The organism is Brevibacterium sp. W7.2, assembly GCF_018137945.1.
GTDB classification, from domain to species: Bacteria; Actinomycetota; Actinomycetes; order Actinomycetales; family Brevibacteriaceae; genus Brevibacterium; species Brevibacterium sanguinis.
Genome location: NZ_CP073089.1, coordinates 1,733,210 through 1,747,562, shown reverse-complemented (window position 1 = coordinate 1,747,562; position 14,353 = coordinate 1,733,210). Strand labels below are relative to the sequence as shown.

Here is a 14,353-nt window from a genome sequence, read left to right as displayed (position 1 = left end):
CTCAGCTCTCTTCCCTGGTGACCTTGACGTGGGTGATGCGGTGCCGGCGGCCCTGGCCCTCGAGGGCGGTGAGTCGGAGCCCGGCGATGTGCGCGGTCGATCCGGCGATGGGGACGCGGCCGACGAGCTTCGTCAGCAGTCCGCCGACGCTCGTCACATCGTCCTCGTCGATGCGCACGTCGAAGTACTCGGCGAAGTCGGTGATCGACATGCGCGTGCTGATGAGGAACGAGCCGTCGTCGTCGATGACGAGGTCCTCGTCTCCGGAGTCGTATTCGTCCTCGATCTCGCCGACGATCTCCTCGACGATGTCCTCGATGGTGACAAGCCCTGCGGTGCCGCCGTATTCGTCGACGAGGATCGCCAGGTGCGTCGAATCGATCTGCATCTGCTCGAGGAGGTCGTCGGCCGGTTTCGTCTCGGGCACGAAGAGGACGTCGCGGGCGAGCGTGTTGACGGGCCGGTCGGCGTCCTCCGGGTGCTGGTGGAGGCGGCGGGCGACGTCCTTGAGGTAGGCGACGCCCTCGATGTCGTCGAGGTCGTCGCCGCTGATCGGGATCCGGGAGAACCCGGAGCGGAGGAAGAGGTTCATCACCTTGTGCAGCGGTGTGCCGGAGGTGACGGTGACGAGGTCGGTGCGCGGGACCATGACCTGCTTCGCCGAGGTCTCGCGGAGGCTGAAGACAGACTGGATCATCTCGCGCTCCCCGTCTTCGATGACGTCGGATTCGCTTGCCCTCTCGACGAGGTCTCGCAGCTGCTCCGAGGTGACGAAGGGACCGTCGCGGTAGACGCGGTCGGGGGTCAGCAGGTTGCCGAGCCACACGAGCACCCGGGTCAGGGGTTTGAGGATGACGAGGAGGACGGTGACGACCCCGCTGAGCGCCAGGCTCACCCCGAGGGAGCGACGGCGGCCGATCGTGCGCGGGGAGATGCCGGCGACGACGAAGACGGCGATCGACGAGGTGATGACGGTGAGCACGATCATCAGCGGGCCGACGGAGTAGATCGAGTCGTAGGCCAGGGCGATGAAGACGGTGGCCAGCGCCTCGAGGAAGAGGCGGACGAAGATGATGACGTTGATGTTCGTCGGCAGGTCGGCAAGGATCCGCTCGACCCGGGCCGCGGACTTCTTCCCCTCGGCCTTCGCGTCCTGGATCGCATGGTGGGAGACGCTGAGCAGGGCGGCGTCGACGGCGGCCAGCGCCGCGGCGACGACGAGGCAGAGGAGCGCGCCGAGGAAGAGCCAGACCACGGCGTCAGACCTCGGTGGGCGCGGGGATGTCCGTCCGCCCGTCGTAGCGGGCGGCGAAGAACGTCAGCAGCAGGTGGCGCTGGAGGGCGAACATCTCCTCGCGCTCGTCAGGCTCCCCGTGGTCGTAGCCGAGGAGGTGGAGGAAGCCGTGGACGGTGAGGAGGAGGATCTCGTCCATCGTCGAGTGCCCAGCGGTCGCCGCCTGCTTCGCGGCGACGGCCGGGCAGATGATGATGTCGCCCATCTGGCCTTCCGTCGGGGCGTCGGCGCGGCCGCGGCTGAGCTGGTCCATGGGGAAGGACATGACGTCGGTGGGACCCTCGAGGTCCATCCACGTGACGTGGAGCTCGGCCATCGCCGGCTCGTCGACCATCGTCACCGACAGTTCCGCACCGGGGTGCATGTGGAGGGCCTCGCCGAGGTATTCGGTGAGCGCCACGACCTCGTCGAGGTCGACCTCGGCGTCGGTCTCGTTCGCGATCTCCGTGTTCACTTCGAGTTCCCCCACAGGTCGTAGGCGTCGACGATCTTCGTCACGAGCGAATGCCGCACGACGTCCTTGCTGCCGAGCTGGCAGAACGCGAGGTCGTCGATGCCGGCGAGGATCTTCTGCACGACCTTGAGCCCGCTCTTCGTGTTCCCCGGCAGGTCGATCTGCGAGACGTCGCCGGTGACGACCATCCGCGAGCCGAAGCCGAGGCGGGTGAGGAACATCTTCATCTGCTCCCCCGTCGTGTTCTGCGCCTCGTCGAGGACGATGAAGGCGTCGTTGAGGGTGCGACCGCGCATGTAGGCCAGGGGCGCGACCTCGATCGTGCCGGACTCGATGAGCAGCGGGATCGATTCGGGGTCGACCATGTCGTGGAGGGCGTCGTAGAGGGGACGGACGTAGGGGTCGATCTTCTCCCCCAGCGTGCCCGGCAGGAAGCCGAGGCGCTCACCAGCCTCGACGGCGGGGCGGGTGAGGATGATCCGGGAGACGTCCTTGTTCTGCAGGGCGTTGACGGCCATCGCCATCGCGAGATACGTCTTGCCCGTGCCGGCGGGGCCGATGCCGAAGGTGATCGTGTTGTTCCGGATCGCCTTGACGTAGTCGTGCTGGCCCATCGTCTTCGGCCGGATCGACTTGCCCCGGGTCGAGAGGATGTTCGTGCCCATCACCGCCGAGGCGGCCTTGCCCTCGGAGGAGAACGAGGCGACCCGCTCGATCGTCTCCTCGTCGATGCGGTGGCCCGACTGGTGGAGCTTCTTGAGTTCGCCGATGACGGAGACGAACGCGCTCACCTGGTCCGGGTCGCCGGCGGCCTGGAGCTGGTTGGCGCGCAGGTGGAGGTCGAGCTCGGGGTAGACCTTCTCGAGCGCCCGGAGGTTGGCCTCCCCGGGTCCGAAGAATTCGACGAGGTCGATCGATTCGGGGATGACGAGACGCACGGTCTCCGAGGCGGTGGTGGTCGTGGCGTCAGTGGAGGTGTCCAGAACAGTCCTTCGTTGATCGGGCGCTCCGCGGTCGGAGCGCAGCAGGGTGCATTCCCATCGTAGTCCGGTATCTCACCAGCGGCCCAGGGAATTCTGTGCGAGCACGAGTCCCGCCGGTCCCGCCGAGGAGGACCGCAGGACGGTGTCGCCGAGGAGGACGGGGGTGGCCCCGATTCCGGATAGCGAGGCGAGCTCCCGGTCGCTGATCCCGCCTTCGGGTCCGACGATGAGGACGATCCGCGCCGTCGCCGCGGTGTCGAGGTCGGCCAGTGCCGTCGAGAGCCTGAGCTCCGCGGTCTCGTGGAGGACGAAGATCGCATCGGCAGGCGGTTCGCCCTCCGGTGCGGTCCCCTCGCCGAGGCGGGTGAGGAGTTCGGCACCGCGGGCCAGCTCGGTGAGCACGGGGAAGCGGGAGCGCCGCGACTGCAGGGAGGCGGCGGTGAGGAGGTTCTCCCATTTCGCCGCCATCTTCGCCTGCTTCTTCGCCGGCCAATCGGCGATCGAGCGGTCGGCTGCCCACGGGATGATCTCGTCGACCCCGATCTCCGTGGCCGCTTCGATGGCCTGGAGGTCGCGGTCGCCCTTCGCGAGGGCCTGGACGAGGACGAGACGGGGCGTGGCCTCCGGGGTGGCGGCCACCTCGGTGACGTCGAGGGTGAGCTCCGTCGCCGAGGCGGTCGCCACGGTTCCCCGGGCCCGCGTCCCGTGCCCGTCGACGACGTCGATCTCCTCGCCGGGACCGATGCGGCGGACCCGCACGGCGTGCCCGGCCACGTCCTCACCGAGGGTGAGCGCGCGACCGGCGACCGCCTCGGCGGCCTGGGGCGAATGGAAGACCGGGAGACTCACCGACCGGCGAACTTCTCACGCATGCGGGAGAACATGCCGCGGGACTCCGTCGTGATCTGGGCCCGCGGGGTCTCCTCGCCGCGCAGCTTCGCGAGCTGGGCGAGCAGCTCCTTCTGCTCATCGTCGATCTTGTCGGGGGTGACGACGTCGACGGTGATGAGGAGGTCGCCGCGGGTCTCGGTGCGCAGGCGGGTCGCGCCGAGGCCCGGGAGCTTGACGACGGTGCCCGACTGCGTGCCGGGTTCGATGTCGAGGTCCTGGACGCCGTCGAAGGTCTCGAACGGGATCCGGGCGCCCAGTGCGGCGGCGGTCATCGGGACGGACACGGCGGCGCGGAGGTTGTCGCCGTCGCGGCGGAACACCTCGTGGCGGGCGACCATGACCTCGACGAAGAGGTCACCGGCGGGTCCGCCGCCGGGGCCGACCTCGCCCTGGGCCGACAGCTGGATGCGGGTGCCGTCGGAGACGCCGGCGGGGATGCGGATCTTCATCGTCCGCTGCTTGCGCACGCGGCCGTCGCCCTGGCAGTTGAGGCAGGGGTGCGGGATGACGGTGCCGTAGCCGTGGCACTGGTTGCACGTCTGGTTCGTCACCATCTGTCCCAGCAGGGTCCGGGTCATCCGCTGGATGCTGCCGGAGCCGTGGCACAGCGAACAGGTCTCGACGGAGGTGCCGTCCTGGGTGCCGGCGCCGTGGCAGGTCTCGCAGACGACGGCAGTGGTGACGTCGAGGTCGACGGTGCCGCCGAAGGCCGCGGTCTGCAGGTCGATGTTGACGCCGACGAGGGCGTCCTTGCCGCGCTGCATGCGCGGGATCGGACCGCCGGCGGAGCCTCCCCCGCCGCCGAAGAACGTCTCGAAGATGTCGCCGAAGCCGCCGAAGCCGCCGGCCGGGAAGCCCTGCCCGTTGTCGCCGCCGCCCATGTCGTAGTTGCGGCGCTTGTCCGGATCGGAGAGGACCTCGTAGGCAAGCGAGATCGACTTGAACTCCTCGTCGTATCCGGGGTTGACGTCGGGGTGGTACTTGCGGGCCAGCTTGAGATAGGACTTCTTGATCTCAGCCGCCGAAGCGTCCTTCGACACTCCGAGTGCTTCGTAGTGATCGGCCACAGAAACTTCTCTTTCCCTGGTGGTGGTGTGTGCGTGTGAGGTGGGTGGGTCGCGCCCGGGCTGCCGGCGGGCCTACCCCTGGTCGAGGGCGGAGGAGACGTATTTGGCAACGGCTCGCACGGCCGAGATCGTCGTCGGATAGTCCATGCGCGTGGGACCGAGGACGGCCAGGCGGGCCGAGGATCCCGCCAGATGACCATATTCGGCGGCGACGACGGATGTCGAGCTGAAGGACTCGTGAGTGTTCTCACGGCCGATGCGCACGCTGATCTCCGCGTGGTCCTCGGCCATCGAGGTGAGCAGCCGGAGCAGCACGACCTGCTCCTCGAAGGCCTCGAGGATCGGGGCCATCTGCTCGCCGAACTCGGAGCCGGAGCGCGCGAGGTTCGCAGTGCCGGCCATGATGATGCGCTCCTCGCGGGTCGCCGCGACGAGGTCGATGACAGCGTCGCGGATGCGATCGAGGACGGGACTGCCCGCCTCGTCATCGGGTCCGGTCGCGGCCGCCGTCGCGCCCACCTCGGCGCCGTGGTCGGCCCCGCGGACGTCTACGCGGGAGAGCTTGGCACCGGCGAATTCGGAGTTGATCCGCTCGCGGAACCGCTGCAGATCGGCGTCATCGACCGCCTCGGCGCTCGTCACGATCTTCTGCTCGACCTGGCCTGCATCGGTGATGAGGACGACGAGGATGCGGCCGGGGGCGAGCCCGACGACCTCGATGTGCTTGATGCGCGCCTGCGAGACCATCGGGTACTGGATGAGCGCGACCTGGTGGGTGAGTCCGGCGAGGACGCGGACCGTGCGGTCGAGCATCCCGTCGAGGTCGACGTCGCCGTCGACGACCTGGAGGATCGCGCGGCGCTCGGCGTGGCTGAGGGGCTTGAACTCGTCGATGCGGTCGACGAACATGCGGTAGCCGAGGTCGGTGGGGATGCGACCGGCCGAGGTGTGGGGCTGGGCGATGTAGCCCTCGGCCTCGAGTTGGGCCATGTCGTTGCGGATCGTCGCCGGTGAGACGCCGAGGGTGTGGCGCTGGACGATCGCCTTCGATCCGACGGGTTCGTTCGTGGCCACGAAGTCTTCGACGATTGCCCGCAGCACCTGCGCGCGCCTGCTGTCGTTCATTCGTCTCCTCCCCGGATTTGGCACTCGAATACTCAGAGTGCCAATTCTACGCCTCTTGATCCGTGATTTCACGTCCGCCCCCTCCTCCCGCCGGGGCGCGCGGATTCCGCGGCGGCCGTCGGCACCCGGCCTGCGTGTCAGCCCGGCCGCGCCGGGGGCGATTCACTAGGCTGGGGCACCGTGAATGCCTTTGATCGCTACGGCTCGGATGTCCTCTCGGGATCCTCGCCGTCCTCGCACCGCCCGAAGAAGTCCCGCCCCGTCGAGGTCGGCCTCGGCATGGTCCTCGAAGACGCGATGAGCGGGTTCGTCGGGGCGGTCATCGGGGCGGAGAAGACCGCGAGCGGCGTCGTCGTCACCCTCGAGGATCGCCGCGGCGGGCGCCGGGCGTTCCCTCTGGGTCCGGGATTCCTCTTCGAAGGCGAGCCCGTCGATCTGCGGCTGCCCAAACGGAAGCCGCAGGCGCCCGGTCGCACCGCCTCGGGGTCGCGGGCCGTCGCCGATGCGAAGGCGCGGGTGGCCAGGGGGTCGCGGATCTGGGTCGAGGGCAAGCACGACGCCGAGCTCGTCGAGAAGATCTGGGGCGATGACCTGCGCATCGAGGGCGTCGTCGTCGAACCGCTCGGCGGGCTCGACGACGTCGCCGACAAGCTCGAGGCCTTCGGTCCCGACCGGCAGCACCGCGTCGGCATCCTCGCCGACCACCTGGTGAAGGGCACCAAGGAGTCGAAGATCGCCGAGGCGGTCCGCGCCGATCCCCGTTACGCCGAGGTCGTCCACATCATCGGTCACCCCTACGTCGACATCTGGCAGGCGGTCAAGCCGCGGGTCGTCGGCATCGACGCATGGCCGACCGTGCCGCGCGGCGAGGATTGGAAGACCGGGATCCTGCGCCGCATCGGCTGGCCGCACGCCGACCACAGGGACGTCGCCGCCGGCTGGGTGCGGATACTCAAGTCGGTGACGACGATCGCCGACGTCGAGCCGACGCTCTCGGGCCGGGTCGAGGAGCTCATCGACTTCGTCACCGTGGACTGACGTTTCGCTCCGAGGCGGTGTGTGGACTGCGGTCGCTCCGGGGACTGCGTTCGCTGCGGGGCCGGTGCACGGACAGGCTGCGGCCAGCGTCCGCGCGGGCGTTTGTGATGGATTTGGAACACCATTCCCACGTCCGGGCGAGGCAGGTCGATTAGGGTAAGGGGGCAGAAGCTTCTCGAAAGGACCCGTCATGTCGAATTCCCCGCAGCCGCCGAACGGCGATCAGCACCAGTCCCGCCCGATGCCGCCCGACTACTCCCAGGCGTCGGGACCCCAGCAGCCCTACAGCCAGCCCAACCAGTACGGCTCGCAGCAGAACCAGTACGGGTCGCAGCCGAACAACGGCGGACAGCAGTACGGGTCGCAGCAGAACTACGGCTCGCAGCAGAATCAGTACGGGAGCCAGCCGCAGAGCTATGGCGGCCAGAACTACGGCAGCCAGCAGCAGTACGGTTCGCAGCAGGGCTACAGCGGACAGGGCTACGGCGGGCAGCAGCCCGGTTACGGGATCCAGCAGGGCAATCCCGCGATGTTCAATTCTGCCAACCTCCCCGAGGCCGCCTACGGACCCGGCTCCGAGCGCTTCTGGAATGCCAACGAGTCCGAGCGGACGACGGCGCTGTGGACTGATGTCGGAGCGATCTTCCTCGGCTGGCTGCTGCCGCTCATCATGTTCCTCGTGAAGAAGGACGAGTCCCCCTTCGTCCGCGAGACCGCTCGTCAGTCCCTGAACTTCCAGCTCACGATCCTCATCGCGTACTTCGTCAGCGGACTCCTCATGTTCGTCATCGTCGGCTATTTCCTCTACATCGCCGTCTGGATCTGTGCCATCGTCTTCCAGATCATCGCCGCGATGGCCGCGAACAAGGGCGAGTGCTACAAGATCCCGATGACGATCCCCTTCGTCAAGTGAGAGTGACCGGCTCCCGAGCCGATCGACTCCGACACTGACAGTCAGACACTGACAGTCAACCGAGACGGGCCGCCGTGCTGAGGCACGGCGGCCCGTCGTCGTTCATCGCGCAGCCCAGCGCGTGCCGCGCCGGCGGTGGGCAAACCACGCCGAGGATCGCGGCAGAAAAGCGAAGACGAGACTGGTGACACCGAACAGCTGAAAACCCGTGACGAGGATCGGGCTGAGCGGTGTGAGGACGAACAGAGACACGATGAGTGCAGCGAGGGCGATCCACCGCGCGCGGCCGCGCCCCACGAGAAGTCGCCAGGCATAGACGACGAAGGCCACGACGACGATGAGCCCGACGATGATGCCCACCACCACAAGCGCATTGGCCAGGGCGGTCGACATGTCACCGACGGCGGTGACCGCCTCTGCTCCGGTGCTGCCGCCCACCTGCCGCAGCGCGAAACCCGCCGCTCTCAGCGTCCTGCCACCGGTGACGGCCATGACGATGACTGCCAGCGCAATGAACAGCGGGGCGATCAACCCGAGGATCGCTGCAGCGAGCACTTCCCACGGTCGGCGCTTGCGACCGGTGCGATCTGCATGAAGGGAGGACGCCGTCGTGTAGGCGTGGACAGCCGCCGTCGATGCCTCCCATGCCACGCGGCCTCCGGACAGAGCCGTCGCCGACGCACGTCCCGCAGCTCTGCGCCCCTTCGTCCACAGCGCTGAGTGGCTCATTGTGCCCGTGGCACGCACCGCGACGTTCTTGACGTCGCCGCTCACCCGACCGATCCCCTGTGCCACAGTCGGGCGCTGCGACCGAGCAGAGTGTGGGTGCGGGAGCGACGGAGGGAGATGCCGGTCGTCGCGATGCTCATTCTCCCCCTCGCCGGACCGTGAGATCTCCACTCGCGGCGCCGGTGACCGTGTGGGCTGCACTTCGGATCGGGAATCCGAGGGGCGCTCGGCACTCTGTGGGAACGGGGGCAGGCCAGACGGCTCTTCGTACGGATCGGAACTGGGCATCGGCCACCTCCCCGGCGAGATTCCCCCAGTGCACGCCCGCGGGACAATGAGCTTCCGCGAGGGATGCCACCATATCTGTAGTCAGCGTAGCAGGACGTCGGCACCGCGAGCCTGCCTTGCCGGCCTCAGTCCACGAACTCCGTGAGGACGCGGACCATGTAGTCGGCCATGAGCCGGCCCTGCAGGGTCGGTGAGAAGCGGCCGCTCTCGACCGCCTCGGCGTCGAGAAGCCCCTGCTTGACGAAGGTCCTGATCGCGGCGTCGCTGCCGGGGGCCAGCGTTTCGAGCGGCAGCTCGGAGTCGATGCGGGCGGCGAGCATGATCCGTTCGATCTCCCGCGTCGACGCCGAGAGCACTTCCCGGCCGATCGCCGGCGAGTCACCGGCGCGCAGCCGGTCGGACCAGGCTCGCGGGTGCTTCGCGTTCCAGAACCGCACTCCCCCGATGTGCGAATGCGCCCCCGGTCCGAAACCCCACCAGTCGGCATTGCGCCAATACGCCATGTTGTGGTCGCAGCGGGTCGCCTCCGACGTCGACCAGTTGCTCACCTCGTACCAGTTCAGGCCCGCGGAGGCCATGGCGGCATCGGCGATCTCGTACTTGTCGGCGAGATCGTCCTCGTCGGGCATCGGCAGCTGCCCTCGACGGACCATCACTCCCATCTTCGTGCCGGGTTCGACGATGAGCGAGTACGCGGAGATGTGGTCGACGTCGCCCTCGAGCGCGGCCTCGAGGGAGGTCCTCCAGTCCGCGATCGACTCGCCCGGAGTGCCGTAGATGAGGTCGAGGCTGAGTTCGAGGTCCGCGTCCTTGATCCACCGGGTGACCTCGGGGATCTTCTTCGGATCATGCGTGCGGTCGAGCGTGGCGAGCACGTGCGGCACCGCCGACTGCATGCCCACCGACATCCGGGTGAAGCCGGCCGTCGCGAGCGTGTCGATGTAGCCGGGGTCGAGCGTGTCGGGGTTCGCCTCGGTCGTCACCTCGACGTCGGGGGCCAGCCGGTAGCGGGCGCGGATGTCGTCCATCACCCCGGCGAGCACCTCGGCGGGCAGGAGCGTCGGGGTGCCCCCGCCGAAGAAGATCGTCCCGACCTCACGGTCACCGGCCCCCGCCTCGGCGAGGACCCGGGTCGAGAGATCGAGCTCACGGGCGATCATCGCGCGGTAGTCCTCGCGGTTCGCGCCCGGTCCGAGCTCGTCTGCGGTGTAGGTGTTGAAGTCGCAGTACCCGCACCGGACCCGGCAGTACGGGACGTGGACGTAGAGGCTCAGCCGCGTGTCGGTCCCGGTCCCCGCCGAGGCGGGAAGGGAACCGTCGAGCGGCGGGATCTCACCGAGCGGTTGTGCCGGCACTTACTTCTTGGCGTCCTTCTTGTCGGGCTCGTCCGAGGACAGGGCGGCGATGAAGGCCTCCTGCGGGACCTCGACGCTGCCGACCATCTTCATCCGCTTCTTGCCCTCCTTCTGCTTCTCGAGCAGCTTGCGCTTGCGGCTGATGTCGCCGCCGTAGCACTTCGAGAGCACGTCCTTGCGGATCGCGCGGATGGTCTCGCGGGCGATGATGCGCGAGCCGATGGCGGCCTGGATCGGCACCTCGAACTGCTGGCGGGGAATGAGTCCGCGCAGCTTGCCGGCCATGAGCACCCCGTACCCGTAGGCCTTGTCGCGGTGGACGATCGCGGAGAACGCGTCGACCTGGTCGCCGTGGAGGAGGATGTCGACCTTGACGAGATCCGCTGCGTCCTCACCGTCGTCGGCGTAGTCGAGGGAGGCGTACCCCTTCGTCCGGGACTTGAGCTGGTCGAAGAAGTCGAAGACGATCTCCGCCAGCGGCAGCCGGTAGCGGATCTCCACGCGGTCCGAGGACAGGTAGTCCATGCCCTGGAGCTTGCCGCGACGATCCTGGCACAGCTCCATGACCGCGCCGATGTAGTCACTCGGCGTGAGGATGGTCGCGCGCACCATCGGTTCGCGGACCTCGCGGATCTTGCCGGTCGGGAACTCGCTCGGGTTCGTCACGACGACCTCCGAACGGTCCTCGAGGGTGACGTTGTAGATCACGCTCGGGGCGGTCGAGATGAGGTCGAGGTCGAATTCGCGCTCGAGGCGCTCCCGAACGATCTCGAGGTGGAGCAGGCCGAGGAACCCGCAGCGGAAGCCGAAGCCGAGTGCGGTCGAGGTCTCGGGCTCGTAGACGAGTGCGGCGTCGTTGAGCTTGAGCTTGTCGAGGGCATCGCGCAGCGCCGGGTAGTCGGAGCCGTCGATCGGGAAGAGACCGGAGAACACCATCGGCTTGGGTTCGGAGTATCCGGCCAGGGGCGCCTCGGCGGGGGCCTTCGTCGCGGTCACGGTGTCGCCGACCTTCGACTGGCGGACGTCCTTGACGCCGGTGATGAGGTAGCCGACCTCACCGACGCCGAGTCCCTTCGTCGCGATCGGCTCCGGGGAGGACACGCCGATCTCGAGGAGCTCGTGGGTCGTGCCCGTCGACATCATCGTCACCTTCTCCCGCGGGGAGAGCGAGCCGTCGACGACGCGGACATAGGTGACGACACCGCGGTAGGTGTCGTAGACGGAGTCGAAGATCATCGCCCGGGCCGGAGCATCGGCGTCGCCGACGGGGGCGGGAATGTCGGTGATGATCCGGTCGAGGACGCCCTCGACGCCTTCGCCGGTCTTGCCGGAGACGCGGAGGACGTCGGCCGGGTCGCTGCCGATGAGGTTCGCCAGCTCCTCGGCGTACTTGTCCGGCTGCGCGGCGGGCAGGTCGATCTTGTTGAGGACGGGGATGATCGTGAGATCGTTCTCCATCGCGAGGTAGAGGTTCGCGAGCGTCTGGGCCTCGATGCCCTGCGCGGAGTCGACGAGGAGGAGCGCACCCTCACAGGCGGCCAGCGACCGGGAGACCTCGTACGTGAAGTCGACGTGTCCGGGGGTGTCGATCATGTTGAGCGCGTACGGGGTGCCCTCGGTCTCCCAGGGCATGCGTACGGCCTGCGATTTGATCGTGATGCCGCGCTCGCGTTCGATGTCCATCCGGTCGAGGTACTGCGCGCGCATGTCGCGGGGCTGGACGACTCCGGTGATCTGGAGCATCCGGTCGGCCAGGGTCGACTTGCCGTGGTCGATGTGGGCGATGATGCAGAAATTGCGGATCAACTCGGGTGAGGTTGCGGACGGTGTGATCCGCTGGAGTGCTTGTGGCGACACCTGAGGTGACATGAACGCCCTTTCTTCAATTCGTGCGAACCTCCATTGTTCCACGAGTTGGTCCCCGGGCCGGAATCCGCGCAGGCGGGAAGTCTTGCCCGGTTCGCCGGTGTCGCATTGCCCAGTTCGCCGTGCTCAGCTTGCCCGGTTCGCCGGTGTCGGCCCGCCCGGTTCGCCGAGGTGGGCCCGGGAAATCTCGGCGGATTTCCCTCCGTTCGCCGCGGACGTCGGCGATGATGGTCTCATGAGCGACTTCACCGTTATGAGCTTCAATCTCCGCTACCCGGCGATGGACGGGCATCCCGTCGCCGAGCGCCTGCCGGTCGCCGCCGAGCTCATCCGCGCCGCCCATCCGCATCTCATCGGCACCCAGGAGGGCGAGCTCGACCAGCTCGAGACCCTCATCGAACTCCTCCCCGATGAGTACATCTGGCTCGGCGAGGGGCATTCGGGCGGCAATGCCGGAGAGTTCACGGCGATCATCTGCGACTCCACCCGCTTCGAGGTCGAGACCGTCGACATCAGCTGGCTGTCGGAGACCCCGGACACCGTCGCCTCGGAGTCGTGGGGCGTCTCGCATGCCCGCACCCTGACGACGGTCGACTTCAAGGACCTCGAGACCGGCCGGGCGCTGCGGCTGCTCAACACCCACCTCGACCACAAGTCCGAACGCGCGCGGCTCGAGTCCGCGAAGATCATGGCGGAGACCATCGCCGAGGTGGCCGTCCCCTGCGTCGTCACCGGTGACTTCAACGTCGCCACCGGAGCCCCCGTCTACGACTACTTCGTCACGGACCTCGGCCTCACGGACACCGCCGCTGCGGTGCCCGGGGAGGACATCGGCACGTTCCACCGCTACAAGGGACCCAAGGCCGGGGAGCCGCGCATCGACTGGATCCTCACGACGCCGGGGCTGGAGACCGTGGCCACCCGCATCGACACCTTCAACGTCGACGGCACGTACCCGTCCGATCATTTCCCCGTCGAGGCGACCCTGCGCTGGACCGGCGACGTCCGGGCATGAGGCGCGGACTGCGGACTCCCGTTGCCGCCGGACGCTTGCCGGTGCCGGCACGAAGACTGGGGTGTCACGCCGGTTCAGGGGGTCACCCGGCCGCAGCTGGTGCCGGAAGCCGGTCCGTCGTTCGGCGACAGAGTGCTGTCAAGGCCGTCCACTAGGCTGGGTGGCATGAGCTGGAGATCAATCGTCAATCGTGCCGTGAAGATCGGTGTCCGCGAGGGCATGAAGTACCTCAAGGAGTCGCAGAGCAAGCGGTCACAGGGCGGGCAGTCCGGTGGCCGGCCTGCTCCCCGGCCGTCCTCGCAGGGCCAGTCGCGTCCGGGCGGGGGAACCGCCTCGGCGCCGGGCGGGGCACGGACGACGAACGCACGCACCGGCGGCTATCCCGGTGACTACCGCGGACCGGTCACGGTCTCCTACTCCCCCGATCTCGACGGCGACGCCGATCCCGGTGAGGTCGTGTGGGGCTGGGTGCCGTTCGAGGAGGATCATTCGCAGGGCAAGGATCGGCCCTCGCTCGTCATCGGCAAGGACGGGCAGTGGGTGCTCGTCCTCATGCTCACGAGCAAGGATCGCATCCCCGGCGGGATCGGCGAGGTGCGCTCGGACGGCGGTGCGCGGTGGATGAACATCGGCAGCGGTGACTGGGACTCGCAGGGCCGGCCCTCGGAGGTGCGCCTCGACCGCATCATCCGCCTCGATCCGAACGGCATCCGCCGGGAGGGCGCGGTGATGTCGCGTGAGGTCTTCGCCCTCGTCGCCGCCGAATTCGACTGAGGGCGGTCGCCTGGTAGGATATGTGCTTGTGTCTTCATCAAGGCGTGTGTCTCGCCGAGGTCGGGTGAAGATGCCGTCCGACACGATGTCATCGAGGTGTTTCCCCGCGGAGATGACGCGCTCGTGCGGATGTGCCCTCACGACCATGTAGTACGAACACGAAAGAGTGTTGAAATTGGCTAATATCAAGTCCCAGATGAAGCGGATCAAGACCAACGAGAAGGCTCGTCTGCGCAACAAGTCGGTGCGCACCGAGGTCCGCGGTCTCATTCGCGACGTCCGTGAGAGCATTGCTGCCGGCAACAAGGACGAGGCACAGCAGGCTTATGCTGTGGCCGCCCGCAAGCTCGACAAGGCTGTGTCGAAGGGTGTTCTGCACAAGAACAACGCTGCGAACCGCAAGTCGAGGCTCGCCAAGCAGATCAACGCTCTCTGAGTTGATGGCTTCTGAAAGGGCCCGATCCGCACTGCGGATCGGGCCCTTTCGCTTGCCCGGGAACTTCGCTTGTCCGGGAACGGGCGCCGGGACGAGGTCCGCTCAGGTCACCGGAAGGGGACTCG

The 14,353-nt window shown here is 67.9% G+C and carries 14 protein-coding genes; 5 read left to right on the top strand and 9 right to left on the bottom strand.

Annotation, left to right across the window (positions count from 1 at the left end):
- Position 1: 1 nt before the first annotated feature.
- From J9315_RS07745 to hrcA, 6 genes are all read right to left on the bottom strand, one after another.
- Complete coding sequence (locus tag J9315_RS07745; RefSeq protein ID WP_198498916.1) at positions 2–1,255, bottom strand: hemolysin family protein; 1,254 nt, start codon at positions 1,253–1,255, stop codon at positions 2–4.
- Between the two features lie 4 nt (positions 1,256–1,259).
- Positions 1,260–1,748, bottom strand: a complete 489-nt coding sequence (gene ybeY, locus J9315_RS07740) for an rRNA maturation RNase YbeY (protein WP_198498917.1) — start codon at positions 1,746–1,748, stop codon at positions 1,260–1,262.
- On the bottom strand, positions 1,745–2,686 hold the full coding sequence (locus J9315_RS07735) for a PhoH family protein (protein WP_232623612.1): 942 nt from the start codon (positions 2,684–2,686) through the stop codon (positions 1,745–1,747). The genes ybeY and J9315_RS07735 overlap by 4 nt, the downstream gene beginning before the upstream one ends.
- Positions 2,687–2,803: 117 nt before the next feature.
- On the bottom strand, positions 2,804–3,580 hold the full coding sequence (locus J9315_RS07730) for a 16S rRNA (uracil(1498)-N(3))-methyltransferase (RefSeq protein WP_198498918.1): 777 nt from the start codon (positions 3,578–3,580) through the stop codon (positions 2,804–2,806).
- Positions 3,577–4,689 (bottom strand): molecular chaperone DnaJ, encoded by a 1,113-nt coding sequence (gene dnaJ / locus J9315_RS07725; RefSeq protein WP_137823923.1) that lies wholly within the window; start codon positions 4,687–4,689, stop codon positions 3,577–3,579. The genes J9315_RS07730 and dnaJ overlap by 4 nt, the downstream gene beginning before the upstream one ends.
- Positions 4,690–4,761: 72 nt before the next feature.
- The gene (gene hrcA / locus J9315_RS07720) at positions 4,762–5,814 is read right to left on the bottom strand and encodes a heat-inducible transcriptional repressor HrcA (protein WP_198498919.1); all 1,053 of its coding nucleotides are present in this window, start codon (positions 5,812–5,814) and stop codon (positions 4,762–4,764) included.
- A 180-nt stretch (positions 5,815–5,994) separates the two neighbouring features.
- Between hrcA and J9315_RS07715 the strand changes: the two genes are divergently transcribed.
- Both J9315_RS07715 and J9315_RS07710 read left to right on the top strand, forming a co-directional pair.
- On the top strand, positions 5,995–6,852 hold the full coding sequence (locus J9315_RS07715; protein ID WP_198498920.1) for a DUF3097 domain-containing protein: 858 nt from the start codon (positions 5,995–5,997) through the stop codon (positions 6,850–6,852).
- Positions 6,853–7,042: 190 nt separating this feature from the next.
- Positions 7,043–7,765, top strand: coding sequence for a DUF4870 domain-containing protein (locus J9315_RS07710; protein WP_198498921.1), 723 nt, complete (start codon positions 7,043–7,045; stop codon positions 7,763–7,765).
- A 102-nt stretch (positions 7,766–7,867) separates the two neighbouring features.
- Here the strand turns inward: J9315_RS07710 and J9315_RS07705 are convergent, their stop codons facing one another.
- From J9315_RS07705 to lepA, 3 genes are all read right to left on the bottom strand, one after another.
- A complete protein-coding gene (locus tag J9315_RS07705) occupies positions 7,868–8,416 on the bottom strand; it encodes a hypothetical protein (protein ID WP_211979153.1) in 549 nt (182 codons plus the stop codon).
- Positions 8,417–8,907: 491 nt separating this feature from the next.
- Positions 8,908–10,137 (bottom strand): radical SAM family heme chaperone HemW, encoded by a 1,230-nt coding sequence (hemW, locus tag J9315_RS07700; protein ID WP_198498923.1) that lies wholly within the window; start codon positions 10,135–10,137, stop codon positions 8,908–8,910.
- Positions 10,138–12,006 (bottom strand): translation elongation factor 4, encoded by a 1,869-nt coding sequence (gene lepA, locus J9315_RS07695; RefSeq protein ID WP_232623613.1) that lies wholly within the window; start codon positions 12,004–12,006, stop codon positions 10,138–10,140.
- A gap of 232 nt (positions 12,007–12,238) precedes the next feature.
- On the opposite strand from lepA, the gene J9315_RS07690 reads away from it, so the two are divergent.
- The 3 genes from J9315_RS07690 (at position 12,239) to rpsT (ending at position 14,228) form a co-directional block, all read left to right on the top strand.
- Complete coding sequence (locus J9315_RS07690; protein ID WP_198498924.1) at positions 12,239–13,018, top strand: endonuclease/exonuclease/phosphatase family protein; 780 nt, start codon at positions 12,239–12,241, stop codon at positions 13,016–13,018.
- Between the two features lie 165 nt (positions 13,019–13,183).
- Positions 13,184–13,792 carry a type II toxin-antitoxin system PemK/MazF family toxin gene (locus J9315_RS07685; RefSeq protein ID WP_198498925.1) on the top strand — a complete coding sequence of 203 codons (609 nt, stop codon included), beginning with the start codon at positions 13,184–13,186 and terminating at the stop codon, positions 13,790–13,792.
- Positions 13,793–13,967: 175 nt separating this feature from the next.
- The gene (gene rpsT, locus J9315_RS07680; protein ID WP_137823915.1) at positions 13,968–14,228 is read left to right on the top strand and encodes a 30S ribosomal protein S20; all 261 of its coding nucleotides are present in this window, start codon (positions 13,968–13,970) and stop codon (positions 14,226–14,228) included.
- Positions 14,229–14,353 lie beyond the last annotated feature (125 nt).

Excerpts from the sequence above, each read along its gene's own strand:
- lepA (WP_232623613.1), bottom strand. The coding sequence starts at position 12,006 with ATGTCACCTCAGGTGTCGCCACAAGCACTCCAGCGGATCACACCGTCC.
- J9315_RS07690 (WP_198498924.1), top strand. The coding sequence starts at position 12,239 with ATGAGCGACTTCACCGTTATGAGCTTCAATCTCCGCTACCCGGCGATG.
- J9315_RS07685 (WP_198498925.1), top strand. The coding sequence starts at position 13,184 with ATGAGCTGGAGATCAATCGTCAATCGTGCCGTGAAGATCGGTGTCCGC.
- J9315_RS07710 (WP_198498921.1), top strand. The coding sequence starts at position 7,043 with ATGTCGAATTCCCCGCAGCCGCCGAACGGCGATCAGCACCAGTCCCGC.
- hrcA (WP_198498919.1), bottom strand. The coding sequence starts at position 5,814 with ATGAACGACAGCAGGCGCGCGCAGGTGCTGCGGGCAATCGTCGAAGAC.